Annotated in this window: 26 protein-coding genes; 7 read left to right on the top strand and 19 right to left on the bottom strand. The window is 68.6% G+C overall.

Annotated elements, in window-relative coordinates:
* Positions 1-13: 13 nt before the first annotated feature.
* Together AC1DTW_RS22915 and AC1DTW_RS22910 are read left to right on the top strand one after the other, a co-directional pair.
* Positions 14-1,702, top strand: a complete 1,689-nt coding sequence (locus AC1DTW_RS22915; RefSeq protein ID WP_477983705.1) for an ExeA family protein — start codon at positions 14-16, stop codon at positions 1,700-1,702.
* A gap of 11 nt (positions 1,703-1,713) precedes the next feature.
* Positions 1,714-2,388 carry a general secretion pathway protein GspB gene (locus tag AC1DTW_RS22910; protein WP_477983704.1) on the top strand — a complete coding sequence of 225 codons (675 nt, stop codon included), beginning with the start codon at positions 1,714-1,716 and terminating at the stop codon, positions 2,386-2,388.
* Here the strand turns inward: AC1DTW_RS22910 and urtE are convergent, their stop codons facing one another.
* From urtE to AC1DTW_RS22835, 15 genes are all read right to left on the bottom strand, one after another.
* On the bottom strand, positions 2,389-3,096 hold the full coding sequence (gene urtE, locus AC1DTW_RS22905) for an urea ABC transporter ATP-binding subunit UrtE (RefSeq protein ID WP_477983703.1): 708 nt from the start codon (positions 3,094-3,096) through the stop codon (positions 2,389-2,391). It lies immediately after the preceding gene.
* A 1-nt stretch (position 3,097) separates the two neighbouring features.
* Complete coding sequence (gene urtD, locus AC1DTW_RS22900; RefSeq protein ID WP_477983702.1) at positions 3,098-3,988, bottom strand: urea ABC transporter ATP-binding protein UrtD; 891 nt, start codon at positions 3,986-3,988, stop codon at positions 3,098-3,100.
* Complete coding sequence (urtC, locus tag AC1DTW_RS22895) at positions 3,985-5,133, bottom strand: urea ABC transporter permease subunit UrtC (protein ID WP_477983701.1); 1,149 nt, start codon at positions 5,131-5,133, stop codon at positions 3,985-3,987. Before urtC ends, urtD begins: the two co-directional genes overlap by 4 nt.
* Complete coding sequence (gene urtB, locus AC1DTW_RS22890; RefSeq protein ID WP_477983700.1) at positions 5,130-6,716, bottom strand: urea ABC transporter permease subunit UrtB; 1,587 nt, start codon at positions 6,714-6,716, stop codon at positions 5,130-5,132. Before urtB ends, urtC begins: the two co-directional genes overlap by 4 nt.
* Before the next feature lie 6 nt (positions 6,717-6,722).
* Positions 6,723-8,006, bottom strand: a complete 1,284-nt coding sequence (gene urtA / locus AC1DTW_RS22885; protein WP_477983699.1) for an urea ABC transporter substrate-binding protein — start codon at positions 8,004-8,006, stop codon at positions 6,723-6,725.
* Positions 8,007-8,152: 146 nt separating this feature from the next.
* The gene (locus tag AC1DTW_RS22880) at positions 8,153-9,334 is read right to left on the bottom strand and encodes an HPP family protein (protein WP_477983698.1); all 1,182 of its coding nucleotides are present in this window, start codon (positions 9,332-9,334) and stop codon (positions 8,153-8,155) included.
* Positions 9,335-9,424: 90 nt separating this feature from the next.
* A complete protein-coding gene (locus AC1DTW_RS22875; protein WP_477983697.1) occupies positions 9,425-9,772 on the bottom strand; it encodes a hypothetical protein in 348 nt (115 codons plus the stop codon).
* Between the two features lie 60 nt (positions 9,773-9,832).
* Complete coding sequence (locus AC1DTW_RS22870) at positions 9,833-10,216, bottom strand: hypothetical protein (protein ID WP_477983696.1); 384 nt, start codon at positions 10,214-10,216, stop codon at positions 9,833-9,835.
* Positions 10,217-10,254: 38 nt separating this feature from the next.
* Positions 10,255-10,749 (bottom strand): BON domain-containing protein, encoded by a 495-nt coding sequence (locus AC1DTW_RS22865; protein WP_477983695.1) that lies wholly within the window; start codon positions 10,747-10,749, stop codon positions 10,255-10,257.
* A gap of 27 nt (positions 10,750-10,776) precedes the next feature.
* Positions 10,777-11,196, bottom strand: coding sequence for a hypothetical protein (locus tag AC1DTW_RS22860; RefSeq protein WP_477983694.1), 420 nt, complete (start codon positions 11,194-11,196; stop codon positions 10,777-10,779).
* A gap of 79 nt (positions 11,197-11,275) precedes the next feature.
* Positions 11,276-11,653, bottom strand: coding sequence for a putative quinol monooxygenase (locus tag AC1DTW_RS22855; RefSeq protein WP_477983693.1), 378 nt, complete (start codon positions 11,651-11,653; stop codon positions 11,276-11,278).
* Positions 11,654-11,826: 173 nt separating this feature from the next.
* The gene (locus AC1DTW_RS22850) at positions 11,827-12,372 is read right to left on the bottom strand and encodes a GNAT family N-acetyltransferase (RefSeq protein WP_477983692.1); all 546 of its coding nucleotides are present in this window, start codon (positions 12,370-12,372) and stop codon (positions 11,827-11,829) included.
* 84 nt (positions 12,373-12,456) lie between these two features.
* Entirely contained in the window at positions 12,457-13,029 is a 573-nt protein-coding gene (locus tag AC1DTW_RS22845; protein WP_477983691.1) for a GNAT family N-acetyltransferase, read from the bottom strand.
* 255 nt (positions 13,030-13,284) lie between these two features.
* Positions 13,285-14,280: a response regulator gene (locus tag AC1DTW_RS22840; RefSeq protein ID WP_477983690.1), complete on the bottom strand. Its 996-nt coding sequence runs from the start codon at positions 14,278-14,280 to the stop codon at positions 13,285-13,287.
* Positions 14,277-17,873 carry a hybrid sensor histidine kinase/response regulator gene (locus tag AC1DTW_RS22835; RefSeq protein ID WP_477983689.1) on the bottom strand — a complete coding sequence of 1,199 codons (3,597 nt, stop codon included), beginning with the start codon at positions 17,871-17,873 and terminating at the stop codon, positions 14,277-14,279. Before AC1DTW_RS22835 ends, AC1DTW_RS22840 begins: the two co-directional genes overlap by 4 nt.
* 161 nt (positions 17,874-18,034) lie before the next feature.
* Here AC1DTW_RS22835 and AC1DTW_RS22830 point away from each other — a divergent pair, with 161 nt between their 5' ends.
* Genes AC1DTW_RS22830 through ureC form a run of 4 tightly spaced genes read left to right on the top strand, consistent with a single transcriptional unit; the run spans position 18,035 to position 21,028 of the window.
* On the top strand, positions 18,035-18,337 hold the full coding sequence (locus tag AC1DTW_RS22830) for an urease subunit gamma (protein WP_477983688.1): 303 nt from the start codon (positions 18,035-18,037) through the stop codon (positions 18,335-18,337).
* Between the two features lie 52 nt (positions 18,338-18,389).
* The gene (locus tag AC1DTW_RS22825) at positions 18,390-19,004 is read left to right on the top strand and encodes a HupE/UreJ family protein (RefSeq protein ID WP_477983687.1); all 615 of its coding nucleotides are present in this window, start codon (positions 18,390-18,392) and stop codon (positions 19,002-19,004) included.
* Positions 19,005-19,013: 9 nt separating this feature from the next.
* The gene (locus AC1DTW_RS22820; protein ID WP_477983686.1) at positions 19,014-19,319 is read left to right on the top strand and encodes an urease subunit beta; all 306 of its coding nucleotides are present in this window, start codon (positions 19,014-19,016) and stop codon (positions 19,317-19,319) included.
* The gene (ureC, locus tag AC1DTW_RS22815) at positions 19,316-21,028 is read left to right on the top strand and encodes an urease subunit alpha (RefSeq protein WP_477983685.1); all 1,713 of its coding nucleotides are present in this window, start codon (positions 19,316-19,318) and stop codon (positions 21,026-21,028) included. Before AC1DTW_RS22820 ends, ureC begins: the two co-directional genes overlap by 4 nt.
* Here the strand turns inward: ureC and AC1DTW_RS22810 are convergent.
* Positions 21,025-22,599, bottom strand: a complete 1,575-nt coding sequence (locus tag AC1DTW_RS22810) for a heavy metal sensor histidine kinase (protein WP_477983684.1) — start codon at positions 22,597-22,599, stop codon at positions 21,025-21,027. The two genes, ureC and AC1DTW_RS22810, sit on opposite strands and share 4 nt — an antisense overlap.
* Positions 22,574-23,248 carry a heavy metal response regulator transcription factor gene (locus AC1DTW_RS22805; RefSeq protein WP_477983683.1) on the bottom strand — a complete coding sequence of 225 codons (675 nt, stop codon included), beginning with the start codon at positions 23,246-23,248 and terminating at the stop codon, positions 22,574-22,576. The genes AC1DTW_RS22810 and AC1DTW_RS22805 overlap by 26 nt, the downstream gene beginning before the upstream one ends.
* A gap of 197 nt (positions 23,249-23,445) precedes the next feature.
* On the opposite strand from AC1DTW_RS22805, the gene AC1DTW_RS22800 reads away from it, so the two are divergent.
* Positions 23,446-23,943, top strand: a complete 498-nt coding sequence (locus AC1DTW_RS22800; RefSeq protein WP_477983682.1) for a hypothetical protein — start codon at positions 23,446-23,448, stop codon at positions 23,941-23,943.
* 37 nt (positions 23,944-23,980) lie between these two features.
* Here AC1DTW_RS22800 and AC1DTW_RS22795 read toward each other — a convergent pair whose 3' ends face one another.
* Both AC1DTW_RS22795 and AC1DTW_RS22790 read right to left on the bottom strand, forming a co-directional pair.
* Complete coding sequence (locus tag AC1DTW_RS22795; protein WP_477983681.1) at positions 23,981-25,531, bottom strand: tetratricopeptide repeat protein; 1,551 nt, start codon at positions 25,529-25,531, stop codon at positions 23,981-23,983.
* A 243-nt stretch (positions 25,532-25,774) separates the two neighbouring features.
* Positions 25,775-26,803 (bottom strand): porin, encoded by a 1,029-nt coding sequence (locus AC1DTW_RS22790; protein WP_477983680.1) that lies wholly within the window; start codon positions 26,801-26,803, stop codon positions 25,775-25,777.
* Between the last annotated feature and the right edge of the window lie 72 nt (positions 26,804-26,875).

Here is a 26,875-nt window from a genome sequence, read left to right as displayed (position 1 = left end):
ATTCTCCGCCCCCATGTACGCGTCATTTTTTGGTCTGAAGCACGAGCCGTTCTCGATCGCGCCCGACCCGCGCTACCTGTTCATGAGCGAGCGCCACCGCGAGGCACTCGCGCACCTGCTGTACGGCGTGAACGGCGGCGGCGGCTTCGTGCTGCTCAGCGGCGAGATCGGTGCCGGCAAGACGACCGTGTGCCGCTGCTTCCTCGAGCAGATCCCGCGGCGCACCAACGTCGCGTACATCTTCAACCCGAAGCTCACGGTGCTCGAACTGCTGCAGTCGGTGTGCGAGGAATTCGGCATCCCGAGGCCGCAACGCGTGCACGGCGAGCCGACCGTCAAGGACTACCTCGACCCGCTCAACGAGTTCCTGCTGAAGACGCACGCCGTCGGCCAGAACAACGTGCTGATCATCGACGAGGCGCAGATGCTGTCGGCCCAGGTGCTGGAGCAGCTGCGCCTGCTGACGAACCTCGAGACCAACGAGCGCAAGCTGCTGCAGATCATCCTGATCGGCCAGCCCGAGCTGCGCGACCTGCTCGCGAAGCCCGAGCTCGAACAGCTCGCACAGCGCGTGATCGCGCGCTACCACCTCGGCGCATTGACCGAGGACGAGACCGAGCGCTACATCCGGCACCGCCTGTCGGTCGCCGGCATGACGATCGCGATGCCGTTCGACGCCAAGGCGATGCAGCGCATCCACGCGCTCTCGCGCGGCGTTCCCCGACGCATCAACCTGCTGTGCGATCGCGCGCTGCTCGGCGCCTACGCGAGCGGCAAGGGCCAGGTCGATCGCGCGATCGTCGACAGGGCCGCCAGCGAGGTGTTCGACCGCGAACATGGCGGGGCACCGAAGCGCTGGGGTTCGGGGCCCGCGGCCTGGGGCATGGCCGCGCTCGCCGGCGCGGCGCTCGCGGCGCTCGGGCTGTTGCTGTACGGCCCGACGCGTGGTCCCGTGCCGGCGCCGATGGCCGCCGCATCGGCGCCTCGGCCGGCCGGGTCGAGCGCGGCATCGGCGAGCGCAGCCGCGTCACCGCGCAGCGCATCGGCGGTCCCGGCCGCCTCGGCGCCGACCTTCCTGACCGCGGCCGATCTGCAGGCGCGCTTCAAGTCGCTCGCGCACGACGAGCGCGATGCCTGGCGCCAGCTCGCGCCCGCCTGGAAGCTCGAGCTCGGCGCCGATGACGCCGCCGACCCGTGCGCCGCGGCGCAGCGCGGCGGGCTGCAGTGCTATCGCAGCGCCAGCACGACGCTCGCGCTGATCCGCCAGCTCGATCGGCCCGGCATCCTGACGCTGCGCGATGCCGACGACAAGCCGGTCTACGCGCTGCTCAGCGGCTTGACGAACACGAGCGCGACGCTGCGCCTCGGCGACGCCTCGCAGACGATCTCGCTGGTCTCGCTCGCGACGCTGTGGCGCGGCGATTTCGCGACCTTCTGGCGCGCGCCGCCGGGCTACGCCGGCCGCGTGGTCGACGCGAACTCGGGCGCCCTCGCGAGCCGGATCGGCGCGCAACTCGCGGCGTTGCAGGCCCAGCCCGCAGCCACGACCGACGCCGCCTGGAAGACGCAGGTCTCGTCGTTCCAGCTCTCGCAAGGCCTGCGGCCCGACGGCCTCGCCGGCCCGACGACCTTCATGCAACTCAACCGTGCCACCGGCGTCGACGAGCCGCGGCTGCGCGGGGACGCCGCGACCACGCACTGAGGCAGCCCAACATGTCCTATATCCTCGACGCCCTGCGTAAGGCCGATGCCGAGCGCGACCGCGGCAACGTGCCCGGCATCCACGCGCAGCCGAGCTTCGGCGACGCGCGCCCGGGCGGCACGCCGGCGAAATCGCGCACCGCGATCACGATCGCGCTCGTCGGCTTCGCGGCGGCGATCGTGATCGTTGCGCTGGCAGCGCTGGGCGGGTTGCTGCCGTGGTTCTTCATGAGCCGCGGCGCGCCGCCGGCGCCGCTACCGACCGCTGTCGTGCCTGCGCCGGCGCCGGCGCCGGTCGCGGTCGCACCCGCACCGGTCACGCCCTCCATCGCGCCGCCGATCGAGGCGCCGAAGCCCCGGGTCGAGCCGGCGCCGATCGCGCGCAAGCCCAAGCCGCCGGTCGCCCCGGCGGCGAGCGCGGCCGTCGCGCCCGACGCGAAGCCGGCCGCGACCGCGGAACGCGTCTACGCACTCGCCGATCTGCCCGACGAGATCCGCCGCCAGTTGCCGAACCTCGCGGTCGGCGGCTCGATGTACTCGACCAAGCCGGCGGATCGGATCCTGATCATCAACGGCCAGGTGCTGCACGAAGGCGACGCGATCGCCCCGGGCCTGGTGCTGCAGCAGATCCGGCTGAAGGCCGCATTGCTGAGCTTCAGGGATCACCGCTTCACGATCAGCTTCTGATCAAATCGACATCAGCGCGCGCACGCCGTCGGCTTCCATGTCCTCGCCGCGGCCGCGCTGGATGATCTCGCCGCGCTCCATCACGATGTACTGGTCGGCGAGCTCGGCGGCGAAGTCGTAGAACTGCTCGACCAGCACGATCGCCATCGGGCGGCCGCCGCTCATGCCGCGGTCCGCGAGCATGCGGATCACGCGGCCGATGTCCTTGATGATGCTGGGCTGGATGCCCTCGGTCGGCTCGTCGAGGATCAGCAGCTTCGGCCCGGCGGCGAGCGCGCGCGCGATCGCGAGCTGCTGCTGCTGGCCGCCCGAGAGATCGCCGCCGCGCCGGTTGATCATCTGCTTGAGCACCGGGAACAGCTCGAACAGCTCGGCCGGGATCGGCGTGCTGCCGCTCTTGTAGGCCAGGCCCATGCGCAGGTTCTCCTGTACCGTCAGCCGGCCGAAGATCTCGCGCCCCTGCGGCACGTAGCCGACGCCCTTGCGCACGCGCTCGTACGGCGTGTCCTTCGTGATCGGCGCACCGTCGAGCTGGATCGTGCCGGTCTTCACCGGCACGACGCCCATCAGGCTCTTCAGCAGCGTCGTCTTGCCGACGCCGTTGCGGCCGAGGATCACGGTGACCTCGCCGGCCTGCGCCTCGAGCGCGACATTGCGCAGGATGTGCGAGCCGCCGTAGTACTGGTTGATGCCTTCGACCTTCAGCATGTCAGCGGCCAAGGTACACCTCGACGACCTTCTCGTTGGCCTGCACTTCCGACAGCAGGCCTTCGGCCAGCACGCTGCCTTCGTGCAGCACCGTGACCTTCTTGCCGTTCTTGCCGTTCTGCGTCAGCTCGCCGATGAACTTCATGTCGTGCTCGACGACCACCAGCGAGTGGTTGCCCTCGAGCGAGAGAAACAGCTCGGCAGTGCGCTCGGTCTCCTCGTCGGTCATGCCGGCGACCGGCTCGTCGAGCAGCAGCAGCTTCGGGTCCTGCATCAGCAGCATGCCGATCTCGAGCCACTGCTTCTGCCCGTGCGAGAGCAGCCCGGCGACACGCTGCGCGCTGTCCTTCAGGTGGATCAGCGTCAGCATCGCGCCGATCCGGTCGAGCTGTTCGCCGCTGAGGCGAAAGAACATCGCGGAACGCACGCCGCGGTCCGCCTTCAACGCGAGTTCGAGGTTCTCGAACACGCTCAGGTGCTCGAACACCGTGGGCTTCTGGAACTTGCGGCCGATGCCGATCGACGCGATCTCGTTCTCGCGCATGCGCAGCAGGTCGATCGTCGAGCCGAAGAAGGCCTTGCCGAGGTCGGGCCGGGTCTTGCCGGTGATCACGTCCATCATCGTCGTCTTGCCGGCGCCGTTCGGGCCGATGATGCAGCGCATCTCGCCGGCACTGATCGACAGGCTCAGCGCGTTCAGCGCCTTGAAGCCGTCGAAGCTGACGGTGATGTCGTCGAGGTACAGGATCGCGCCGTGAGTCACGTCGAGCTCGCCGGTGGCGACGCGCGAATAGCTCGTCTCGCGGCCGCCCGAAAGCCCCGCGGGCGCATGTTTGCGCGCCTCGGCCTGCTCGCGGATGCGCGCGCCGGCAGCCATCAGCTCCGGTGTCATGCGCGGTCCTTCTTGCGACGCACGAGACCGATGATTCCTTCGGGCTTGCGCAGCAGGCCCACGATCCCATTTGGCAGGAAGATCGTCACGAGGATGAACAAGGCCCCCAGAAAGTACAGCCAGAACTCCGGAAACGCCTGCGTGAACCAGCTCTTCGCGCCGTTGACGAAGAACGCGCCGACGATCGGCCCGATCAGCGTGCCGCGGCCGCCGACCGCGGCCCAGATCGCGATCTCGATGCTCGCCGCCGTCGACATCTCGCCCGGGTTGATGATGCCGACCTGCGGCACGTAGAGCGCGCCGGCGATGCCGCACATCACCGCCGAGATGACCCAGATCGCGAGCTTGTAGCGCAGCGGGTCGTAGCCGGTGAACATCACGCGCGTCTCGGCGTCGCGGATCGCCTGCAGCACGCGGCCGAACTTGCTGTTGACGAGCCAGCGTGCGAGCAGGAAGAAGCCGATCAGCGTGCAGCCGGTGATCACGAACAGCAGCATGCGCATCGAAGGCGTCGCGATCGGCACGCCCAGGATGCGCTTGAAATCGGTGAAGCCGTTGTTGCCGCCGAAGCCGGTCTCGTTGCGGAAGAACAGCAGCATCGCGGCGTAGGTCATCGCCTGCGTGATGATCGAGAAGTACACGCCCTTGATGCGCGAGCGGAACGCGAAATAGCCGAACACGAACGCGAGCAGGCCCGGCACGAGCACGACCAGTGCCATCTGCGCGGCAAACGAATCCGACAGCGCCCAGTGCCACGGGTAGGTCTTCCAGTTCAGGAACACCATGAAGTCGGGCATGTCCATGCGGTACTGGCCGTCGCGGCCGATCTGGCGCATCAGGTACATGCCCATCGCGTAGCCGCCGAGCGCGAAGAACACGCCGTGGCCGAGCGAGAGGATGCCGGTGTAGCCCCAGATCAGGTCCATCGCGAGCGCGCAGATCGCGTAGCACATGATCTTCGCGATCAGCTGCACCGCGTACTCGGACAGGTGGAACGCGCTGCCGGCCGGCACCGCGAGGTTCAGGATCGGCACCAGCACCGCGACGACGACGATCGCGCCGAGCACCGCGCTCCAGCGCGTGCCGGTCAGCACGCCGCGCGGCGGCGCGCCCATCGGCATCGGCGTCGACAGCACGGCGGTCATGCCTCGGCACTCCGCCCCTTCATCGCGAAGATGCCCTGCGGCCGCTTCTGGATGAAGATCACGATGAAGACCAGCACCATGATCTTCGCGAGCACCGCGCCCTGCCAGCCTTCGAGCAGCTTGTTCAGCACACCCAGGCCGAGCGCCGCGTAAACCGTGCCGGCGAGCTGGCCGACGCCGCCGAGCACGACGACCATGAACGAGTCGACGATGTAGCCCTGCCCGAGATCGGGCCCGACATTGCCGACCTGCGACAGCGCGCAGCCCGCGAGGCCGGCGATGCCCGAGCCGAGCGCGAACGCGTAGGTGTCGATGCGCGCGGTGTTGACGCCCATGCAGGCCGCCATCTTGCGGTTCTGCGTCACGCCGCGCACGAACAGGCCCAGCCGCGTGCGCGCGATCATCAAGGAGACGCCGGCCAGCACCAGCACCGCGAACGCGATGATCGCGATGCGGTTGAACGGCAGCGTCAGGTTGCTCATCACCGCGACACCGCCGGAGAGCCATGCCGGGTTCTCGACCGGCACGTTCTGCGCGCCGAACAGTGTGCGCACCGATTGCTGCAGCACCAGGCTGATGCCCCAGGTCGCGAGCAGCGTCTCGAGCGGGCGGCCATAGAGCCAGCGGATCACGCTGCGCTCGAGCACCGCACCGACCAGCGCCGCGGCCAGGAACGACGCGGGAACCGCGAGCAACACGTACCAGTCGAACGCGCCGGGCAGGTAGGCCCTGAACAGGTTCTGGATCACGTAGGTCGCGTACGCACCGATCATCATCAGCTCGCCGTGGGCCATGTTGATCACGCCCATCAGCCCGTAGGTGATCGCCAGGCCGAGCGCGACCAGCAGCAGGATCGAGCCGAGGCTGATGCCGGTGAAGACCACGCCGAGGCGCTCGCCCCAGGCCAGGCGCGCTTCGATCTGGTCGAGCGAGCCGACGATCGCGCCGCGCACCGCGGCATCGGTCTCGACCTTCTGGCGCTCGAGCAGCAGGGTCTTGGTCGCCGGCGTGCCGGTGGCGCCGAGCGACTTCGCGGCGTCAAGGCGCTTGGCCGCGTCCGCGCTGCCGAGCAGCATCGCGGCGCGCACGGCTGCGAGCGCACTCTTGATCGCCGGCACCTGCTCTGCCTCGTAGGCCTTCTCGACCAGCGGCAGCTTGGCTTCGTCCGGCTCGGCCGCGAGGGTCTTGACCGCATCGGCGCGCACGCTCACGTCGGCCGAGAACAGCTTGATCGATGCCAGCGCCGCATCGAGCTCGCTGCGCATCTGGTTGTTGTTGATGACGTCTTCGGCCGCCTCGGGCACCGCCGCTTCGGCGCCGGTGACCGGGTCGAAACCCTTGCCGTCCTTCATCACGAAGACGGCGCCGTCGCTGAACTTGACCGTGTCGTCGGAGATCGCCTGGATCAGCGCGACCGTCTTCTCGTCGGCGCCGGCGAGGGCCGCGTTGAGCGCAGCGATGCGCGCCTCGGCCTCGCCGGCGACGAGCGCGCGCGCCTGCTGCGGTGTCAGGGCGAGTGCCGGGCCGGCGCACAGCACGGCCCCGAGCACGCAACCCAGCAACAGCAACAGGCGGCGCGTCATCGCGGCTTACTTCTTCGCCATCAGCGCGGGCTCGTCCTTCTTGCCCTTGTTCTCGGGAATGAACGGGCTCCACGGCTGGGCCTTGACCGGGCCCGGCGTCTTCCAGACGACGTTGAACTGGCCGTCGGCCTTGATCTCGCCGATGAACACCGACTTGTGCAGGTGGTGGTTCTTCGGGTCCATCGTCGAGGTGATGCCGCTCGGCGCCGGGAAGGTCTGGCCGGCCATCGCCGCGATGACCTTGTCGGTGTCGGTGCTGCCGGCCTTCTTGACCGCCTGCGCCCACATGTTGATGCCGATGTAGGTGGCTTCCATCGGGTCGTTCGTCAGCGGCTTGTCCTTGTGGCCGGCGATGCCCTTGGCCTTCGCGTAGTCGCTCCACTTCTTGATGAACTCGGTGTTCGCCGGGGCCTTGATCGACTGGAAGTAGTTCCACGCCGCGAGGTGGCCGACCAGCGGCTTGGTGTCGACGCCGCGCAGCTCTTCTTCACCGACCGAGAACGCGACGACCGGCACGTCCTTCGCCTTCAGGCCGGCGTTGCCGAGTTCCTTGTAGAACGGCACGTTCGAGTCGCCGTTGATCGTCGAGACCACCGCGGTCTTGCCGCCGGCCGCGAACTTCTTGATGTCGGCGACGATGGTCTGGTAGTCGCTGTGGCCGAACGGGGTGTACTTCTCGTCGATGTCTTCGTCCTTCACGCCCTTGCTGTGCAGGAAGGAGCGCAGGATCTTGTTGGTCGTGCGCGGGTAGACGTAGTCGGTGCCGAGCAGCACCCAGCGCTTGGCGCCGCCGCCGGCCTTGCTCATCAGGTACTCGACCGCGGGGATGGCCTGCTGGTTCGGCGCCGCGCCGGTGTAGAACACGTTCTTCGAGAGCTCTTCGCCCTCGTACTGCACAGGGTAGAACAGCAGGCTGTTGAGTTCCTCGTAGACCGGCAGCACCGACTTGCGCGACACGCTGGTCCAGCAGCCGAAGGTCACGACGACCTTGTCCTGGCCGATCAGCTGCTTGGCCTTCTCGGCGAACAGCGGCCAGTTCGAGGCCGGGTCGACGACGACCGGCTCGAGCTTCTTGCCGAGCAGGCCGCCCTTGGCGTTGATCTCGTCGATCGCCATCAGCACGGTGTCCTTCAACACCGTCTCGGAGATCGCCATCGTGCCCGACAGCGAGTGCAGCACGCCGACCTTGATCGTGTCGGCGGCGCTGGCGAGCGAGCTGAAGCCGAGGGCGGCGACGCCCAGGGCGACGGCCGTGAGGGTCTTGCCGGCTTGGCGGCGGGATGTGTTCATGGGTTCACGCTCCTGTGGGTTGCCTGTGATGGCTTGTGGGTGACGAGCAAGCGGCACGCCAATGCCGGATTGCGCCGACCGCAGGTTACGCAGCCACCGGACGCGCCGAAATACGCCCGATGGCGTATGCGGCGCACAGGCCTGGCTCAGGCAGCGCTGGCGAGCTGCGCCAGCCGGGTCTCGTACAGTGCCGCGACCAGGTCGGTCTGCGTGACGATGCCGACCAGGCGCCGCTCGGCGTCGACGATCGGCACGTGGTGGAAGCCGACGTCGGCCATCAGCGGCACGAGCTCGACGATCGGCGTCGTGTCGGACGCCGTCTTCACCGGCGCGCTCATGATCTGGCCGACGACCTCGTGCTTGTCGGAGTGCGAACTCGGCGTGCGGCGCAGGAACGCGCGCAGCCGCGCGCCGAAGCCGGGCTCGTCGCGCAGGTCGGCGTGGCGCAGGAAGTCGGAGCGCGTGACGATGCCGATGACACGCCGCGCCCGGTCGATCACCGGCAGCGCCTGCACCGTGTGCGCCTGCATCAGCTGCCAGGCCTCGGCCAGTTCGGTCGCGAACTCGACCGCGAGAACGTCCTTCGACATGATCTCGCTGCACTGCGTCTCGCCGAAGCGACGCCGGAACGCATGCATCTCGGTCTGGCGGAACAGCGCTTCGAGATCGTCGAGGCTGACGTCGAGCACCTGGTTGTAGTCCTTCAGCGCGGCCTGCAGATCGCCGGGGGTGAAGCCGAGCCGCGCCGTCGGGATCGCGTCGGCGGTCCGATGCGGGCGCACCGGCTCGGCCTGTTGCGCGTGCGGATAGCGGCGCCCGGTGACGTTGTTGTAGACCAGCGCGGCGACCAGCAGCAGCGCGGTGTTGATCGCCACCGGCGCGACGACGAAGCCGTAGCCGGCCGCGTGGATCTCCGGGCCGCCGAGCACCGCGGTCAGGGCCACCGCACCGCTCGGCGGGTGCAGGCAGCGCAGCGCGAACATCGCACCGATCGCCACCGAGATCGCGACCGCCGCAGCAGCCACCGGCGCGCCGATCAGCTTCGCGCAGCTGACGCCGACCAGCGCCGCGACGAGGTTGCCGCCGGTGATCGCCCAGGGCTGGGCCAGCGGGCTGGCCGGCACCGCGAACAGCAGCACCGCCGACGCCCCCATCGGGGCCATCAACCAGATCAGCGAGGCGGTCGGGCCGAGCACCCGCGCACTCAGCAAGCCGGTGAGCAGGATCCCGAGCAGCGCGCCGGCGCAGGCGCGCAGTCGCTCGGTCGGGTTGACCGACGTCCGCGCCGGCAACAGGCTTTGCAGCCACGACGGCAGCGATGGATTCATGAGAGACGGCAAATCGACGCCGCGCAAATTACATCGCGCAGATGATAGGTGCGCCGACGCGGGCACGACGCGCTCTGCCGGTTTCCGGATTCAGTGGCGCTGGCGCCGCAAGCGTGACACGGCGAAGCCGATGGCCGCCCCTGCCAGCAGGCCGATGCCCCCACTGAGCAGCACCTCGGCGCCGAAAGGCGCTTCCGATCGGGGTGTTGCAGCAGGCGTGAACGGCGTGAGAGTCCTCCATTCGGTGGCGGTGATCTGGGTCATCCGCGACGCATCGGACAGGCCGAAGACGCAAATCTCTCCGCCCGGCAGCTTGCAGAAGCGCTCGGCGGGGCATCGGGTGAGGATGTCCTGCGTCTCCCCTTGGGCGCACTTGGCGCCGGAGCTGCGCAGCACCTGCAGCGTCACCTCCGGGTGCTTGGTCAGTTGCTCGGGCATCGTGGCCTCCATCGCGCGGCCTCGGCGAGGCCGATATCCGGCTCATCCTGGCTGGCAAGACTACGCCTTGTGGCGCGGCGAACGGTTGCCTGCAAAGTCCAGCAGGAGGCTTGTGCCCGTCAGGACGACCCCCACGCCGACAACCGCCGCGACGCTCAGGAACAAGGGATCTTCCGACTGCTTGTACAGGCCGACGAAGCCGAACAGCATCGCGGCCGGCATGAAGAAGCCCAAGGGATACAGAACCTTGAGTCGGTGGCGCACGGCCTGTCCGATCAGAGCCCCCAACGCCAAACTCATCATCCCCACCCACCTCGGCATGACCGCTCCGTAGTCGACGGTCGAGAGCATCAGGTGCAGGCTGGCCGCGGGAGCGATCAGCAGCGCCGCGCCGGTCAGGACGAGATAACCGACGACGTAGCAGAGGCAGATGCGAGTTCGCATGATTCGTTGGGAAGTGCAGGTTCATCCTCGTGAGGCAGCTACTGCGGGTGGCGAAGCTTGTAGGGCGCACGGGCCGCAGGATCGCTGCGGATGATCGCGATGGCTTGCTGCACGTGCGCGATCGATCTGGCAAACGCTTCCAGCTTCGCGGCGACCGCCTCGTCAGCAGCGCAACCTTCGATGTAGAGCACGCGACCCTGGACGGTAACCCATAGTGTGGTGTTCGGGAATGGATTGCCGTCACGCACTGCGGCCTGGAAGGCCGAAGCGATGTCCGGGTCGTACACGTAGGCGTTCGGTCGATCGCACTCCTTGGCGAGCCAGCAGGTGGTTCCCTTCTCTGCCCGTCGGTGCGCCTGCACACGTCGATCACTCTCGGTGGTGAACGGGCCGGCGGGAAGCGGACAGTCCGGAATCGATGCCGAGATCTGGAAGAACGGATCGTTGAACCAGTTCTGCAAATCCTCACCCGCGTGCACGTGGCCAGCGGCTGTGGCGATGGCGAGTGCCAGCAGGCGAGGTCGGTGTCTCATGGCAAGGGCGGCTGAATGAGCGAGACGCTAGAAACATTCGCGGCCCGGAACCTTCAGGCGACAGCTCCAGGCAAAGAACTGGACGCCATTCTTCGTGGAGCGGCGATACGTGGCGGTGGCCTCGTTCGCGATGGCCTCCGGCAGCGGAACCGAAGGAGCCGCTTGCGTGGAGTTGGTATAGAAGTTCAGGAAGCACGTGCGCTCTGGCTCGCAGAGCCGAACGATCTGCTCCTCGTAGGACGCTTGATCGGTGGCCTTCTCGGCGGGGACGATGACGAAGCGCACGAGGCCTTGTCGACCCATGACCGGCCATTCGTCCGGCGGGGCAGCGTGAGCCCGGAGTGCGAGGACAAGTGCAACCGCGACCGCGGCGAACCAGGCGGCTCGCGTTACCAGGGCGCGGCGAGTGCCACGGGTTGGTCTGGCCATGGCGGTGAGAGGGTTCATGTGGCAGCAACGTCGACGTTTGACATGAGCGGCGGCAGGCAGGCGAAGTCTGCCGGAGTAGGCGGGAAACGGTTACGCGTCACTTCGCCAGTTCAATGTACGCGTCCGATTCGGACGGTTTGGCGATGAGGCCTTCCGGCGTTGGGCCAAACTCCTTTCGAAAGCTCGGCATGACCACCATGAGATGATTGTCGTACGCGGCTGGCGACTCATAGACTTCGTACCAGAGGAACGTTGTCGGAGTCTTACCGCTGCGGTGGAGCCGGAATACGGAGGTCGGTTCAGCCTTGCGAAGGTACTCAACTTGCTTCAAGTACCGTGCCTGTAGCTCATCCTCTCGGCCCGTGCTCGGAAAGACCTTCACAAGGACGATCACTTGCTCAGTGGCCCGAGCAGGAAAACTTGAAATTGCGGTGGCAAACACAACAACGCCGACGAACGAACGGATAGAGATCATCTTTCTTCCTTTCGGGGCGCGCAGCGAGTTTCGTTTCGAAGTGACTGGGATCGCCATTGAACTTCGCAGCGGAGCGCGGGGTTGAGGATCATGCTTGTGACGCCCAACGTTTGACATGAGCGGCGACTGGAAGCTTGCGAAGCAAGCTGGAAGGCGTCCGCTCGATGGAGGGGTTACGCGTCACGGCGCTTCGCACGACGAATGGGTGACGAACGAGTTCGGTACAAGGTGCGTCGAAGCTCCCCGACCAAAAATGTCAGGCGAACCAGCGGGCCGTAGACCTCCGAGTATTCAAAGCCGGATACAAAGAAGCCCAGCTTGAGTTTTGCGACGATGACAGCGTTGTTGTTTGCCGCATGTCGCGAGAGAACCGCGACATAGCCTCGCGATCTTGCATGCTCAATGACCAACCGCGCGAGCTCTGAGTAGATTCCTTGGCGCCGCTCCACAGGCGTAACCCCTGAATTGATCATGTATAGGTGGCTCGCTCCTTCCGGACGGGCGAATGTCCATCCAACCAGGGAGTCACCTCGGAAAGCACCAATCCGGAGGGCGCCTTCGTCACCGGCGCTGGGAGTTGCGGGCCGCGCGGCTGCCTCCTCGTTCGCGACATCGGTGAGCAACTCTGACGCCTCGTAGTCCGAGAACGCCTCGTCCCTGAGCGTTGAGAACGCCGGTTCAGGGAACTTGTCTACGACGCGGAAAGTGATGTTGCTCATGACGCCTAACGTTTGACATGGGGGGCGGCCGCAAGTGGGCGAAGCCCGCTTGTGGACGTCCCCTCGATGGAAGGGGGTTAGGTCTCACCTCGCGCTCGCCTCAACGACTCTGGCCACGAGCCAATGATTCTTGCCGAGAGGACGAACGCGCTCGAAGCCTTGATGCTCGAACATTGCCAGCCGGCTGTTGTAGAGGAACGAGGCCGAGACATTGCGGCCGGTGACCTCCTCAGGAGAACTCTCGACAACGCCGCCGCCAAGAAGCGCAATCTCTTTAAGTGCGCCTGCAAGCGCGGCCGAGGAGACTCCCATTCCGCGGTATTGTTTGTCGACGAAGAAGCACGTGATTCGCCACTGAGGTGGCACACCGGCTCCCTCGCTGTAGATGCGCAGATGCTTGATGCGTGAAAGCTCTTCGGGGGCACCAAACTGACACCAACCAACACAAATGGCACCGTCGTACACGAGCGCGGCGTGAGCAGTGCCTTGGCGCACGCGCTGCTCCTTCGCATCGCGGCGATGAGTGCCACGCTCCTTACCCTCCGGGTGGAACTCGAGGCACCAGCAGCCGCCCCAGACACCGTTGTGCCGCTCGACCAGTGCAGCAAAGTCTGGCCAGGTGACTGGAGATAGGGGCTTGATGGTGAAGCGTGACATCGACGGATGTGTCTCGTGAGACCTAACCTCTTATAGACGACAAGCCCGTCCAGTTGGACATAGCAAGATACGCCGCTGAAAGTGGACAACGATCGGCCCAAGTTGCCGCCGAATTTGAATTTTTCTTGGCATCGACGTGGCAGTTGTTGGACGGGCACAGGTCATTGTGGACGATGTAACAGGACAACGGATGCCGGGGCCCCTTCCCTCTTCTTGTATCCGCATTCACGCGAAGAGGAAGAGCCCTGACCCCTCCTAACTCGACATCGCCAGATTCAGCTGCCGCAGCCGCGTCGCCGCCACTGCGGCGGCCGCGGTGCGGGTCTCGACGCCGAGCTTCACGTAGACGCGCTCGAGGTGCTTCTTCACGGTCGCCGGGCTGCTGCCGAGGATGTCGCCGATATCGCGGTTCGTCTTGCCCTTCGCGACCCAGTACAGCACCTCGGCCTCGCGCAGCGTGAGCCTGAAGGCCTGCACCATCGCGTCGACGATGGCGGCGTCCGAGACCTCGCGCATCACGATCAGCAGATCGTCGTCGCCGGTGCGCTGCTGCAGCGCGAACACGAGCTGGCGCGTGCCGCCATCGGCGGGGCGGCTGACCGGCAACGGGCGCGGCTCGCGGCCGTTCGCCGCCAGCGACGATTCGCTGCGCAGCCATTCCAGCACCGGCTCGGGGATCTGCGCCGGCGCGGCGCCGAAGTAGTCGTGCATCAGCCGGCGCGCCAGCGGCGTCTGCCAGACCGCACGCAGCGCGCGGGTCGTGTCGTCGAGCTGGATCGCCATCGTCGCGTGGCCGAACGCGTCGAGCGCGTTGTGCGCCTGCGTCGCCTGCGCTCGCTCGTGAAGCCTTTCGCGCGCGCTGCTGATGTGCACGCCGATGCGCGCGAGCACCTCCTGAGCGCGGATCGGCTTGGTCACGTAGTCGACGCCGCCGGCCGCGAACGCGGCGACGACATGCTCGGTCTCGGTCAGGCCGGTCATGAAGACGATCGGGATCTGCGCCGTCGCCGGGTGCGCCTTGAGCCGGCGCGCAACCTCGAAGCCGTCCATCGCCGGCATCACCGCGTCGAGCAGCACGACATCGGGCAAGGCTTGCGCCGCGCGCTGCAGCGCGCTCTCGCCGTTCGTCGCGACGAGCACGGTGTAGCCCGACTCGTCGAGCGCATCGTGCAGCACCGAGAGGTTGTCGGGCACGTCGTCGACGATCAGCACGACGGGCGAGTGGCTGCGGTCGAAGAGTGCGTCGTTCATGGGGCGGTCTGCCCGTTCAGGGTCTGCCGGATGATGCGCGTCATCGCGTCGAGCTGGAACTGCTGCGCGAGCGAGCGCAGCTGGGCCGCGAAGCCGGCATGGCCGGCGTCGAGCGCCTCGATCTCGTCGAGCTTGCGCACGATGCCGCGGTAGTAGCCGAGGCTGACGAGCTCGTCGAGCGCGCGCAGCTGCGCGGCATCGGGCACGGCCCCGTCGATCGGGGCGGGTGCGGCTCGTGGCAGCGGCTCGCGCGAGGGCGCTTCGTGCCATTCGAGCTGCAGCCGCGTGCCGAGCCAGTCGAGCAGCTCGTTGCCGCGCACCGGCTTCAGGATGAAGTCGTCGACAGCGATGCCGACGTCGTTGTCCAGCCCCTTGTCGTAGGCGTTGCCCGAGACGATCGCGATCGGCGCATCGCACAGGCCGCGTTCGCGGATCGCCCGCACGGTCGCCCAGCCGTCGATGCCGGGCATCGCGAGATCCATCAGGATCGCATCGGGCGCATCGTCGCGAGACGTGTGCTGCAGCAGATCCAGGCAGGCCTGGCCCGACGCGGCGCGGCCGATCTCGAAGCCCAGCGGCTCGAGCAGGTTCGCGAGCAGGTCGCGATCGACCTCTTCGTTGTCGACGACGAGCACGCGCCGGCGCGCGCCGGCGTAGCCGCTGCGCGCATGGCGCGGCAGCTCGCTCGCGACGTGCACGCCGCTGACCTCGGGCAGGAACAAACGGATGCGGAACAGCGTGCCCACCGAGCCCGAAACGGGCGAGCCTGGTGGACCCGCGACCTCGCTCTTCACGCTCATCTCGCCGCCCATCAGGTCGGTCAGCATCTTGCCGATCGTCAGGCCGAGGCCGGTGCCGCCGCTCGCCGCGGCGCTCGCCTCGGAGCCGCGCGCGAACGGCTCGAACACATGCTCGATCTCGCTCGCGGCGATGCCGGGCCCGGTGTCCTCGATCTCGAACAACGCCATCTCGCGCGCGTGGCTGACGCGGAACTCGACCCGCCCCGCCTGCGTGAACTTGACCGCGTTGCCGAGCACGTTGATCAGGATCTGGCGCAGCCGCTTCTGGTCGGCGCGCACCAGCTCCGGCAACGGGTCGTTCAGCACGCGGCGAAATTCGATGCCCTTGGCCGCGGCCTGCAGCTCGAACATGCGCACGATCTCCTGCACGCAATCGCGAAAGCGCATCGGCTTGTTCTCGAGCCGCAGGCGGCCGGCCTCGATGCGCGCGATGTCCAGCGTGCCCTCGATCAGCGACAGCAGATGCTCGCCGCCGCGCCGGATCACCTTCACGGCCTGGTGCCGGTGCGGCGGCACCGAGGCGTCCTCCTCGAGCAGCTGGGCATAGCCGAGGATGCTGTTCAGCGGCGTGCGCAGCTCGTGGCTCACGGTCATGATGTAGCGGCTCTTGGCCTGGTTCGCGAGCTCGGCCTGGCGCTTCGCGTCTTCGGCCTGCAGCTTCGCGCGCTGCAGTTCCTCGTCGGTGCGGCGGTGCGATTCGATCTCGTGGCGCAGCACCTGGGCCTGCTCGTTCAGCGCCTGGGTCTGCCGGTTCGATTCTTCCTGCGCGACCTGCCGGCTCTTGTGCGTCAGCACCAGCCACCACGCGACGATGCCGCTGATCAGCAGCAGCGCGGCGAAGGCCTTCACGAAGCCCAGGCGCAGCGCCGTCGGTGCGGCCATGCCGGTGGCGCCGACCTGGAGCAGCGCGGGCAGTTCCTGCGCGTAGAGCGTCGCGAACAGCCCGGCGAGCAGCGGCACGACGATGGCCATCAGCAGCAGGTAGTGGCCGAGGCCGGTCTCGACGTAAGGCCAGGCGGCGCGCGGCAGCAGCGCGCGCAGCAGCTGCATCCATTGCACCGACAGGCGCGCGTGCGGCTTGCACAGGTCGTTGCAGCGCGCGTCGAGCGTGCAGCACAGCGAGCAGATCGAACCCTGGTACGCGGGGCAATGCGCGAGGTCGTCGCCTTCGTAGTCGCGCTCGCAGATCACGCAGCGGGTCAGGGGCCGGTAGCGGCCGGCGTCGGCCTCGACTGCGGCCGCGCCGGACGGCGCACGGGCCAGGTAATACCGGCCCTGGGTCCACCACGCGATCAGCGGCGAGACGACGAGCGCGGTGACCAGCGCGATCAGCGCCGAGAACGCCTGCGCCAGCGGCCCGAGCGCGCCGAGGTAGGCGACGATCGCGAGCAGCGACGCGACCCCCATCGCGCCGACGCCGACCGGGTTGACGTCGAACAGGTGCGCGCGCTTGAACTCGATGCCTTTCGGCGACCAGCCCATCGGCTTGTTGATCACCAGGTCGGCGACGACGGCCATCATCCACGAGATCGCGATGTTCGAGTACAGCCCGAGCACCTTGCCGAGCGCCTGGAACACGTCGAGCTCCATCAGCATCAGCGCGATCAGCGTGTTGAACAGCATCCACACGACGCGCCCCGGGTGGCTGTGCGTCAGCCGCGCGAAGAAGTTCGACCACGCGAGCGAGCCGGCGTAGGCGTTGGTCACGTTGATCTTCAGCTGCGAGACGAACACGAACAGCGCGGTCGCCGCGACCGCGAGGCCGTACTGCGAGAACACCGCGTTGTACGCGACCAGGTACATCTGCGTCGGGTCGACCGCGCGGTCGAGCGGCACCGAATAGCCGATCGCGAGGTACGCGAGCAGCGCGCCGGCCAGCATCTTCAGCACGCCGGGCACCACCCAGCCCGGCCCGCCGATGATCACGCCGGCCCACCAGCGGGCCTTCCGATCGGGCAAGGGCTCGGGCATGAAGCGGAGATAGTCTGCCTGCTCGCCCATCTGCGTGATCAGCGCGATGCCGACCGTCATCGCGGCGCCGAACTTGAGCAGGTCGAAGCCGGGGGCACGCACACCTTCCGGCCCCTGCCCGCCGTAGCGCCAGAGCTCGCTCAGCACGCCGGGGTGCTGGTGCAGCACGTAGGCGAGCGGCACGATCAGCATCGCGAGCCACAGCGGCTGGGTCCAGACCTGCAGCCGGCTGATCGTCGTGACGCCGTGCGTGACGAGCGGGATCACGACCAGCGAGCACAGCAGGTAGCCCCAGGCCGGCGGGATGTCGAACGCGAGCTCGATCGCGTAGGCCATGATCGCGGCCTCGAGCGCGAAGAAGATGAAGGTGAAGCTCGCGTAGATCAGCGAGGTGATCGTCGAGCCGATGTAGCCGAAGCCGGCGCCGCGCGTCAGCAGGTCCATGTCGACGCCGTGGCGCGCCGCGTAGACGCTGATCGGCCAGCCGGCGAGGAAGATGATCAGCCCGGTCGCGAGGATCGCCCAGAACGCGTTGACGAAGCCGTAGTCGACCAGCAAGGTGCCGCCGACCGCCTCGAGCACCAGGAACGACGCGGCACCGAACGCGGTATTCGCGACGCGCAACGCCGACCACTTGCGGAACGAGCGCGGCGTGAAGCGCAGCGCGTAGTCCTCGATCGTCTCGCGCGCGACCCAGCTGTTGTAGTCGCGTCGGACCTTGATCACCTGCTGCACGGGTGTGCTGCCGGCGGGCGCAGCCGCGCCCTGCCCCAAGCGCGGGCGCGGCTCGTCGGCGACAACAGGGGGCAACAGCGCGCTCATGACCCGAGTTGGTGCAAGCCCTGTGCCAAGATGACGACCCCTCGGCAGCCGAGTACGGCTGCCGATCCCCCGAGGGGATGCGGGCCGGCTTGGGGCGGCCCGGCGCTCGGCCCGCGCGCCACTTCGTTAGCATCGGCACGTCTCCTGCTACCGATGTCGCCATGGAACTGACCCCGCGCGAGAAGGACAAGCTGCTGATCTTCACCGCCGCGCTGCTGGCCGAACGACGCAAGGCGCGCGGCCTGAAGCTGAACTACCCCGAGGCCGTCGCGCTGATCAGCGCCGCGATCATGGAAGGCGCGCGCGACGGCAAGAGCGTTGCGGCGCTGATGAGCGAAGGCAAGACCTGGCTCGCACGCGCCGACGTGATGGACGGCGTCGCCGAGCTGATCCCGGAGATCCAGATGGAAGCGACCTTCCCCGACGGCACCAAATTGGTGACGGTGCACCAACCGATCGCATGACGACGCGACGGTCCCTCGTCGCATTCAATCGCCGCCAACCGGAGCCGACCCGATGACCTCTTCCCTCCTCCGCCGCACGCCGCGCGCCGTGCTCGGCGCCGCGCTGCTCGCGCCGGCGCTGTGCCTCGCCCACGTCGGCGGCGACGCCGCGCAGCACCACGGCGCGGCCGCGTTTGCCGCCGGCTTCGAGCACCCTTTCACCGGGTTCGATCACCTCGCGGCGATGTGGGCGCTCGGCGTCTGGAGCGCGCTGACCGCACGTCGCATCTGGATCGCACCGCTCGCGTTCGCCGTCACGCTGGCGCTCGGCGCGCTGCTCGGCGCCTCCGGCCAGGCCGACGCGTGGCTGCCGGGTGTCGAGCCGGTGATCGCGGTGTCGGTGCTCGTGCTGGGCCTGCTGCTCGCGACCGGCGCCCGCTTGCCGGCGCTCGACGGCGCGGTCGTCGCCGCGGTGTTCGCGCTGTTCCACGGCGCGGCGCACGGCCAGGCGTTCGCCGGCGACGGTGCGCTGTTCGCGATCGGCGGCGTCGTGCTCGCGACGGCCGTGTTGCATGGCGTGGGCCTCGTCTTCGGCCGGATGCTGAAACAGCGCAGCGCCTGGCTGCCGCGCGCAGCCGGCGCGGCGGTCGCGCTGTCCGGCGTCGTCATGCTCGGCCAGCTCGCCTGAGGCGCCGCGATGATCCCCGGCGAACTCCTCACCGACGGCCCCGACCACACGCTGAACCCGGGCCGGCGCACGCTGACCGTCGTGGTCGAGAACAGCGGCGACCGCCCCGTGCAGGTCGGCTCGCACTACCACTTCGCCGAGACGAACGCCGCGCTGCGCTTCGACCGTGCCGCCGCGCGCGGCATGCGTCTGAACATCGCCTCGGGCACCGCGGTGCGCTTCGAGCCCGGCCAGCAGCGCACGGTGGAGCTCGTCGACTATGCGGGCGAGCGCAAGGTCTACGGCTTTCGCGGCCTGGTGCAGGGGGCGCTGTGAAGATTCAACGACGCGCCTATGCCGAGATGTTCGGCCCGACCACCGGTGACCGCGTGCGGCTCGCCGACACCGGGCTGATCGTCGAGGTCGAAAAAGACTTCACGCTCGCGGCGGGAGGCTATGGCGAAGAGGTCAAGTTCGGTGGCGGCAAGACGATCCGCGACGGCATGGGCCAGAGCCAGCGGCTGGCCGCCGAGGTCGCCGACACCGTGATCACGAACGCGCTGATCATCGACCACTGGGGCATCGTGAAGGCCGACATCGGCCTGAAGAACGGCTTGATCGCGGCGATCGGCAAGGCCGGCAATCCCGACGTGCAATCCGGCGTCGACATCGTCATCGGGCCCGGCACCGAGATCATCGCCGGCGAAGGCAACATCATCACCGCCGGCGGCGTCGACACGCACATCCACTTCATCTGCCCGCAGCAGATCGAAGAGGCGCTGATGAGCGGCGTCACGACGATGATGGGCGGCGGCACCGGCCCTGCGACCGGCACCTTCGCGACCACCTGCACGCCGGGGCCGTGGCACATCCACTCGATGCTGAAGAGCGCCGAGAGCTTCCCGATGAACCTGGGCTTCCAGGGCAAGGGCAACGCTTCGTTGCCGCGCGCGCTCGAAGAACAGCTCGAGGCCGGCGCCTACGGCCTGAAGCTGCACGAGGACTGGGGCACGACGCCGGCCGCGATCGACAACTGCCTGAGCGTCGCCGACCGGCACGACGTGCAGGTCACGATCCACACCGACACGCTGAACGAATCCGGCTTCGTCGAAGACACGATCGCGGCGTTCAAGGGCCGAGCCATCGCGACCTTCCACACCGAGGGCGCCGGCGGCGGCCACGCGCCCGACATCATCAAGTGCGCGGGCCTGCCGAACGTGCTGCCGTCGTCGACGAACCCGACGATGCCGTACACGGTCAACACCGTCGACGAGCACCTCGACATGCTGATGGTGTGCCACCACCTCGACCCCGCGATCGCCGAAGACCTGGCGTTCGCCGAAAGCCGCATCCGGCGCGAGACGATCGCCGCCGAAGACATCCTGCACGACCTGGGCGTGTTCTCGATGATGTCGTCCGACAGCCAGGCGATGGGGCGCGTCGGCGAGGTCATCATCCGGACCTGGCAGGCCGCGCACAAGATGAAGGCGCAGCGCGGCAGCCTGCCGGAGGACTCGGCGCGCAACGACAACTTCCGCGTCAAGCGCTACATCGCGAAGTACACGATCAACCCGGCGATCACGCAGGGCGTCTCGCATGTCGTCGGCTCGATCGAGGTCGGCAAGCTCGCCGACCTGGTGGTCTGGAAGCCGGCGTTCTTTGGCGTCAAGCCGAGCCTGATCGTCAAGGGCGGCATGATCGCCGCGGCCGCGATGGGCGACCCGAACGCGAGCATCCCGACACCGCAGCCGGTGCACTACCGGCCGATGTTCGGCGCGTTCGGCGCGGCGATGGACAACACCTGCCTGACCTTCGTCTCGCAGGCCGCGGCCGATCTCGGCGTGCCCGCGCAGCTCGGCCTGCGGCGCCGCACCGAGGTCGTGAAGAACACGCGGCGGATCGGCAAGAAGGACATGATCCACAACGCCGGCACGCCGACCATCGAGGTCGACGCGCAGACCTACGAAGTGCGCGCCGACGGCGTGCTGCTGACCTGCGAACCGGCGACCGAATTGCCGATGGCGCAACGCTACTTCTTGTTCTAGCTGGCCGCCGGCCCGGGAAACCACAGCCTGAACATCGTGCGCCGCCCGGCACCGCTGATCACCGTCGCGCTGCCGCCGTGCAGGTCCATGATCGACTTGACGATCGCGAGGCCGAGCCCCGAGCCCGTGGCCGAGCCGGCGCGCGAGCCGTCGATGCGAAAGCTGCGCTCGAAGATTCGCTCCTGGTACTCGGGCGCGATCGGCGGGCCTTCGTTCGTGACCTCGAGTGTGCAGCCGCCGCCGTCGTGCGGTGTCGTCGCGACGATCACCGTGCTGCCGCGCGGCGCATAGCGCAGTGCATTCGAGACCAGGTTGCCGAGCGCGCGGATGAACAGGGTCTCGTCGGCCCAGACCTGCTGCCACGCGCGCTCGGCGCCCTGCATCTCGATGTCGAGCGCGACGCCGCGCTCGTCGGCGAGCATCTCGAAGTAGCCGCGGCCACGTTCGAGCACCGGCTGCAGGTCGATCCAGCGCCGGTTCGTCGCCGCCTGCGGGTCGTCGGCCCGGGAGAGGAACAGCATGTTCTCGATCAGCCGCGAGATGCGCTCGTAGTCCTCGACCGCCGATTCGAGCACCGCGCGGTACTCGGCGGCGCAGCGCGGCTTCGACAGCGCGACCTGCGCCTCGCCGAGCAGGTTGTTGATCGGCGTGCGCAGGTCGTGCGCGAGGTCGGACGAGAACTCCGACAGGCGCCGGAACGCGGCCTCGAGCCGGTCGAGCATGCGGTTGAACGCGAGCGTCGAGTCGACCAGCTCGGTCGGCGTGAGCTCGATCGACAGCCGCTCGCTCATCGGCCGCGCGCTGATGCGGTTCGCCGCCGCCGCGAGGCCGCGCGGCCCGGCGACGATGCGCCGCGCGATCCACACGCCGAGCAGCCCGGACGCGCCCGCCCCGAGCAGCAGCGTGACGAGGAAGATCTGCAGCTCGCTCACGACGATCTGCCGCGTCTGCGTCAGCTCGTACGCGAACGCGATCAGCAGCGCGTGCGTGTCGGGCCCGGCGAGCGAACCGGCCGGCACCGGGATGCGCGCGAGCAGCACCCGAAAGCTGCGACGGTCCGGCGCGGTCCAGACGGTCGTCAGCGGCCCGAGCGCCTTGCCGAGTGCACGCACGTCGGCGTGCTCGATGCCGGGCGGCAGGTTGTCGACCGACATCGGCTGCTTCGGCAGCGCGGTCAGCGGCACCTCGAACCGGTCCGACGCGGCGATCACGCGCCGGTTCTCGTCGAGCAGTGCCATGTTCAACTGGCCGAACTGCAGGTCCATGCGCTTGACGAGGCGCTGCGGCTCCGAGCTCAGGTCGTAGTGCGCGGCCGCCAGATCTTCGCGCAGCAGCGCGAGGTTGCCGAACATCACCAGTTCGTTGCCCTCGCGCAGCTCGCGAATCGCCAGGCGGTTGATCAGCAGGCCGCTGCCGGCCACGAGCACGATCGAGATCGTCGCGATCGACAGGCTGATCTGCGCCGTCAGCGAGCGCTTCAGGCTCGCCAGGAAGCGCGGCTTCGCCGCCGCGCGCGGCGCCGGCGCGGCGGGCCGCAGGCCGGCGTCAATCGGCGCGCGCGTCGAAAACATAGCCGACGCCGCGGATCGTGTGGATCAGCTTGGTCTGGAAGCGGTCGTCGAGCTTGGCGCGCAGGCGCCGCACCGCGACATCGACGACGTTGGTGTCGCTGTCGAAGTTCATGTCCCACACATGCTCGGCGATCAGCGTGCGCGAGACGACCTCGCCGAGGTGGCGCACGAAGTAGTCGAGCAGCGCGTACTCCTTCGCGGTCAGGTCGATGCGCTCGCCGGCGCGCGTGACGCGGCGGCGCACCAGGTCGACATCGAGGTCGGCGACGCGGATGCGCTGCTCGAGCTGTGTCGCGCCGCGACGCAGCAGCGTGCGGATGCGCGCGAGCAGCTCGGAGAACGCGAACGGCTTGACCAGGTAATCGTCGGCGCCGAGCTCCAGGCCCTTGACGCGGTCCGCGACCTCGTCGCGCGCGCTCAGGAACAGCACCGGCGTCTGGCGCTCGCGCCGGATGCCCTGCAGCACGGCCCAGCCGTCGGCGCCGGGCAGCATCACGTCGAGCAGGATCAGGTCGTAGTGGCCCGAGACCGCCAGGTGCAGGCCCTCGATGCCGTTGCTCGCGGCGTCGACGATGTAGGCGTGCTCGGTCAGGCCCTTCGACACGTAGGCGGCGGTCTTGGGCTCGTCCTCGACGATCAGGATTCGCATGGGCGGCCGCGCGGGGGGCGGTGGGGCGGGGTCGCGTTCATCGCCGCCAAGTATCGCGGATCGTTCGACTCCTTGCGCCGGCGGCTCGGTATGACCCGCGGCGGATGACGAACTTGTCATCCGGCTGCCAGCCTCTCGTGAGCGGCCGCTGTCTATCTTCGCGGATGTCCATCATCCACTCGAGGAGTTCGTTCGTCATGAACAGCAAGCTGAATCTCAAGTCGTTTGCATCGCTGGGCGCGCTGGGCGCGCTGGCACTGGCCGCCGGCACTGCGTTCGCGGCCGATCCCGCCGCCACGGCGAGCGCGCCGCGCGAGCGTGGCGACGTCGTCGCCGAGACCCGCGCGGCGCGCAGTGCCGGCGCGCTCGCACCGGCCGGCGAGCATGTCGTGCCGAGCGAGGCCGTCGCGACCGGCCAGGTGGCACGCACGCGCGCCGAGGTCGAGTCCGAAGTGCGCGCAGCGCGGGCCTCGGGCCAGCTGATCGCGGCCGGCGAAGCCGAGGAGTTCCCGGCCGCGCAGGCGTCGAGCGGCGCGGTGCTGGCACGCGCCGAGGTGAAGGCCGAGGTGCTCGCGGCGCGCAGCGCCGGCGCGCTGATCCCGGCCGGCGAAGGACCGTCCGCCGAAGGCCTCGCGCGTGCCCACCGCACGGCCAGCGCGGTCGAGCGCACGCGCACCGCAGCGCTCGTCAGGTAAGCCCGCAGCGGGCCCCGTCGCCGGGCCCGCATCCATCTCACGCCGCCAGCGCGAGCTGCAGCGGCTCCTTGGCGCGGAAGGCCCACTTCGGCCCGAGGCGCAACGCCTCGAGCGTCATCGAAGTCGCGGTCGCGAAGAACATGGCTTCGTCGAGACCATGGCGCTCGAACGCGCGGCGCTGGCGCAGCGAGCGACGCCGCAGGTCGCCTTCGAAGGCCTGCGCATCGCGCCCGGCCTGGCCGAAGAACGACGCCGCGCGGCGTACCGCGTCGAGCGCCGCATCGCTGAGCGCCGGAATCGCGCGCGCGGCCGAGAGCCGGATCTGCGAGATGAACGGGTTCTTGCCGACCACCAGCCCCCACGGCCGCAGGCCGTCGGCCGGGTCGACGCACAGCGCTTCGAGCTTGGTCAGCCCGAACTGGCGCGACAGCTGCATGCGCACCGCGAGCCACGGGTCGTCGCGCCGCACGAGCTCGATCGCCGAATCGGCCTGCGCGTCGTCGCCGGCCAGCGGCAGCACCAGCGATTGCAGCAGCGCGCCGGCGTGCGGGTCGCGCGCGCTCGCGGCCTGATGCAGCCACTGGATCGCCTGCTCCGAATCGGCCAGCGTGTCGGAGGCGCGCAGCATCAGCGCACCGAGCTTGCGCTGTGCCTCGGTCTGGCCGCCGAGTGCGGCCTTCTCGAGGCAGAAGCGCGCCATCTGCGGGTTCGCGACCGAGAGCCGGTGGTCGCCGTGCATGCGGTACAGGTGCAGCCAGGCTTCTTCGCACCCGGCATCGGCCGCGCGCAACAGCAGCGCGACGCCCTTGCGCATGTTCGCGCCGGCCGCCAGTGCATCGGGTGCCAGCACGCCGCAGGCGATGCCGCACAGCGCGCGGCCGAGCGCATAGGCCGCGTCGCGGTCGCCGCGGCTGGTGCGCATGTCGAGCGCGGCCTCGATCGCGTGCGGGTCGATGCCGACGAGCGGCTTCGTGTTCTCCTCGGCGAGCTTCACCGCAGCGGCGACGAGCTCGGCGAGTTCGGCGGTCAAGGTCGGCGTCAGTGCCAGTGCGGTGCGCAGGCTGCCGGCGAGGCGCTTCAGGTCGCGGCCGGCGAGCGCCTGCTGCGCGGCGATCGTCGCGACCAGCGGGCCCTTCAGGTCGCCCGACGCGGTCAGCGTGTTCAGGAAGCCGGTCATCGGATCGTCGGCGTCGGGCTGGCGCAGCGCGGCCATCGCGCGCACCGCGGCCTCGTGGCCGGCGGCGCCGGCCTTGTCGAGCCAGCGCGCGCCCTCCTCGATGCGGCCATGGCGCACGCACAGCCACACGCCGAGCTTGACCTGCGCGCTCGCGCTGCCGGCCGCCGCGGCCTGTGCGAGCGCGCCTTCCTGCTGCAGCTGCAGGATGTCTTCGAGCGCGAGGCTCTCGGCGATGATGCGCGCGGCCTGCGGCAGCTCGCGCACGTTCGGGTGGGTCAGGTAGTCGAGGCCGGTCGCGATGTGCCGCGGGAAGCCGTCGATGCCCAGCAGGTATCGGCGCCCGGCCTCGCAGCGGGCGGCGGTGTCGCCCTGGCGGGCCAGGGCCAGCAGTTGAATGTCTTGTCGGCGCATGTCGGGCTCCTACGTGTTGCGTGAGCAGCACGACGGACGCACGAACAGGCTCGCGTCATCGCGCAGGGGTCACGGGTTTGGGATGCCATGACGATAGAAATGCGGCGATGACCCGGAGATGGCGATTTGATTACGCTTTCGTAATGATCGCTATCAAAGTGTTCAGCCCATCAAAAAGGGCTGCACCCCTCGCGGCGTGCAGCCCTTGTGCGAGCCCGGTCGGACGACCGGGGAACGCGTCGATCAGAAGGCGTGGCGCAGGCCGACCTCGAGGCCGGTCGACTTGCCGCCGGCCACCAGCGTCGGCGCCGAGGCCACCGCGAAGGTCGCGTTGCCCTTGTTCTTCACGTAGGCACCGGTGCCGTAGACGGCGGTGCGCTTCGACAGGTTGTAGATGTAGCCGAGCGCGAACTGGTTCGCGTCGTTCGCATCGACATTCACGCCGGCAGCGTTCGTGCCCGACGCGTTCGCGTGGGTGTAGGCCGCCTTGATCTGGCCGACGCCGACCGGCACGATCGCGCCGAGGCTGTAGCTCGCGATCTTCTGCCCGGCGAACTTCGACTGCGTGTAGTAGCCCATCGCCTTGACGACGCCGAAGTCGTAGGAGGCGCCGACGTCGGCGGTCTTGAACTTGTCTTCGCCGAGCAGCGGAACGACCGTGGTCTGGCCGTACGAGACCGACACGTCGACCGGGCCGGCGGCGTAGCCGATGCGTCCGCCGTAGTACTTCCTGCCAGCGGTGCCTTCGCCCGCGGCGACCGACGCGCGGCCGTACACGCCGCCGAGGTTGCTCGGCAGGAAGTACGCGATCTGGTTGTCGGCACGCGTGCCGGTGTCGCGCGCGGTGCCGAGGCTCGAGTCGAACTTGCTCGACGCGGCGACGCCGTTGTCGCCGAACGGATCGTAGTCGGAGTAGCCGGTGTAGGTCGGCGTGAAGTCACGGCCCAGGCGCAGTTCACCGAAGTTGCCCATCAGGCTGACGGTCGAGCGGCGGTTCCAGAAGCGCGTGCTGTCGGACTGGGTGCCGCTGTCGGCGTTCAGGCCGGTCTCGAGCCAGAAGCCGGCCTTCAGGCCATCGCCCAGGTCCTCGACGCCACGCACGCCGAGGCGGCTGGTGTTGATGCCACCGCTGGCCAGCGACTTGATCTTCAGGTCGCCGTTCTTGACGTAGCGTGCGGCTTCGTCGATGACGCCGAACAGCGTGACCGACGACTGGGCGTATGCACCGCCCGAGATGGCAGCGAGCACTGCCAGGGTTGCGAATTTTTTCATGCTCTTCCTTTGATTGGTGATTCGGACATGTCCATGTCCCATGCCACGAGAGCGAGGACATGGCGAAGCTTA

Source organism: Rhizobacter sp. P5_A1 (genome assembly GCF_056400745.1).
This window is presented reverse-complemented; position numbering and strand designations above follow the sequence as displayed.

Excerpts from the sequence above, each read along its gene's own strand:
- AC1DTW_RS22915 (WP_477983705.1), top strand. The coding sequence starts at position 14 with ATGTACGCGTCATTTTTTGGTCTGAAGCACGAGCCGTTCTCGATCGCG.
- AC1DTW_RS22910 (WP_477983704.1), top strand. The coding sequence starts at position 1,714 with ATGTCCTATATCCTCGACGCCCTGCGTAAGGCCGATGCCGAGCGCGAC.
- urtE (WP_477983703.1), bottom strand. The coding sequence starts at position 3,096 with ATGCTGAAGGTCGAAGGCATCAACCAGTACTACGGCGGCTCGCACATC.
- urtD (WP_477983702.1), bottom strand. The coding sequence starts at position 3,988 with ATGACACCGGAGCTGATGGCTGCCGGCGCGCGCATCCGCGAGCAGGCC.
- urtC (WP_477983701.1), bottom strand. The coding sequence starts at position 5,133 with ATGACCGCCGTGCTGTCGACGCCGATGCCGATGGGCGCGCCGCCGCGC.
- urtB (WP_477983700.1), bottom strand. The coding sequence starts at position 6,716 with ATGACGCGCCGCCTGTTGCTGTTGCTGGGTTGCGTGCTCGGGGCCGTG.
- urtA (WP_477983699.1), bottom strand. The coding sequence starts at position 8,006 with ATGAACACATCCCGCCGCCAAGCCGGCAAGACCCTCACGGCCGTCGCC.
- AC1DTW_RS22880 (WP_477983698.1), bottom strand. The coding sequence starts at position 9,334 with ATGAATCCATCGCTGCCGTCGTGGCTGCAAAGCCTGTTGCCGGCGCGG.
- AC1DTW_RS22875 (WP_477983697.1), bottom strand. The coding sequence starts at position 9,772 with ATGCCCGAGCAACTGACCAAGCACCCGGAGGTGACGCTGCAGGTGCTG.
- AC1DTW_RS22870 (WP_477983696.1), bottom strand. The coding sequence starts at position 10,216 with ATGCGAACTCGCATCTGCCTCTGCTACGTCGTCGGTTATCTCGTCCTG.
- AC1DTW_RS22865 (WP_477983695.1), bottom strand. The coding sequence starts at position 10,749 with ATGAGACACCGACCTCGCCTGCTGGCACTCGCCATCGCCACAGCCGCT.
- AC1DTW_RS22860 (WP_477983694.1), bottom strand. The coding sequence starts at position 11,196 with ATGAACCCTCTCACCGCCATGGCCAGACCAACCCGTGGCACTCGCCGC.
- AC1DTW_RS22855 (WP_477983693.1), bottom strand. The coding sequence starts at position 11,653 with ATGATCTCTATCCGTTCGTTCGTCGGCGTTGTTGTGTTTGCCACCGCA.
- AC1DTW_RS22850 (WP_477983692.1), bottom strand. The coding sequence starts at position 12,372 with ATGAGCAACATCACTTTCCGCGTCGTAGACAAGTTCCCTGAACCGGCG.
- AC1DTW_RS22845 (WP_477983691.1), bottom strand. The coding sequence starts at position 13,029 with ATGTCACGCTTCACCATCAAGCCCCTATCTCCAGTCACCTGGCCAGAC.
- AC1DTW_RS22840 (WP_477983690.1), bottom strand. The coding sequence starts at position 14,280 with ATGAACGACGCACTCTTCGACCGCAGCCACTCGCCCGTCGTGCTGATC.
- AC1DTW_RS22835 (WP_477983689.1), bottom strand. The coding sequence starts at position 17,873 with ATGAGCGCGCTGTTGCCCCCTGTTGTCGCCGACGAGCCGCGCCCGCGC.
- AC1DTW_RS22830 (WP_477983688.1), top strand. The coding sequence starts at position 18,035 with ATGGAACTGACCCCGCGCGAGAAGGACAAGCTGCTGATCTTCACCGCC.
- AC1DTW_RS22825 (WP_477983687.1), top strand. The coding sequence starts at position 18,390 with ATGACCTCTTCCCTCCTCCGCCGCACGCCGCGCGCCGTGCTCGGCGCC.
- AC1DTW_RS22820 (WP_477983686.1), top strand. The coding sequence starts at position 19,014 with ATGATCCCCGGCGAACTCCTCACCGACGGCCCCGACCACACGCTGAAC.
- AC1DTW_RS22810 (WP_477983684.1), bottom strand. The coding sequence starts at position 22,599 with ATGTTTTCGACGCGCGCGCCGATTGACGCCGGCCTGCGGCCCGCCGCG.
- AC1DTW_RS22805 (WP_477983683.1), bottom strand. The coding sequence starts at position 23,248 with ATGCGAATCCTGATCGTCGAGGACGAGCCCAAGACCGCCGCCTACGTG.
- AC1DTW_RS22800 (WP_477983682.1), top strand. The coding sequence starts at position 23,446 with ATGAACAGCAAGCTGAATCTCAAGTCGTTTGCATCGCTGGGCGCGCTG.
- AC1DTW_RS22795 (WP_477983681.1), bottom strand. The coding sequence starts at position 25,531 with ATGCGCCGACAAGACATTCAACTGCTGGCCCTGGCCCGCCAGGGCGAC.
- AC1DTW_RS22790 (WP_477983680.1), bottom strand. The coding sequence starts at position 26,803 with ATGAAAAAATTCGCAACCCTGGCAGTGCTCGCTGCCATCTCGGGCGGT.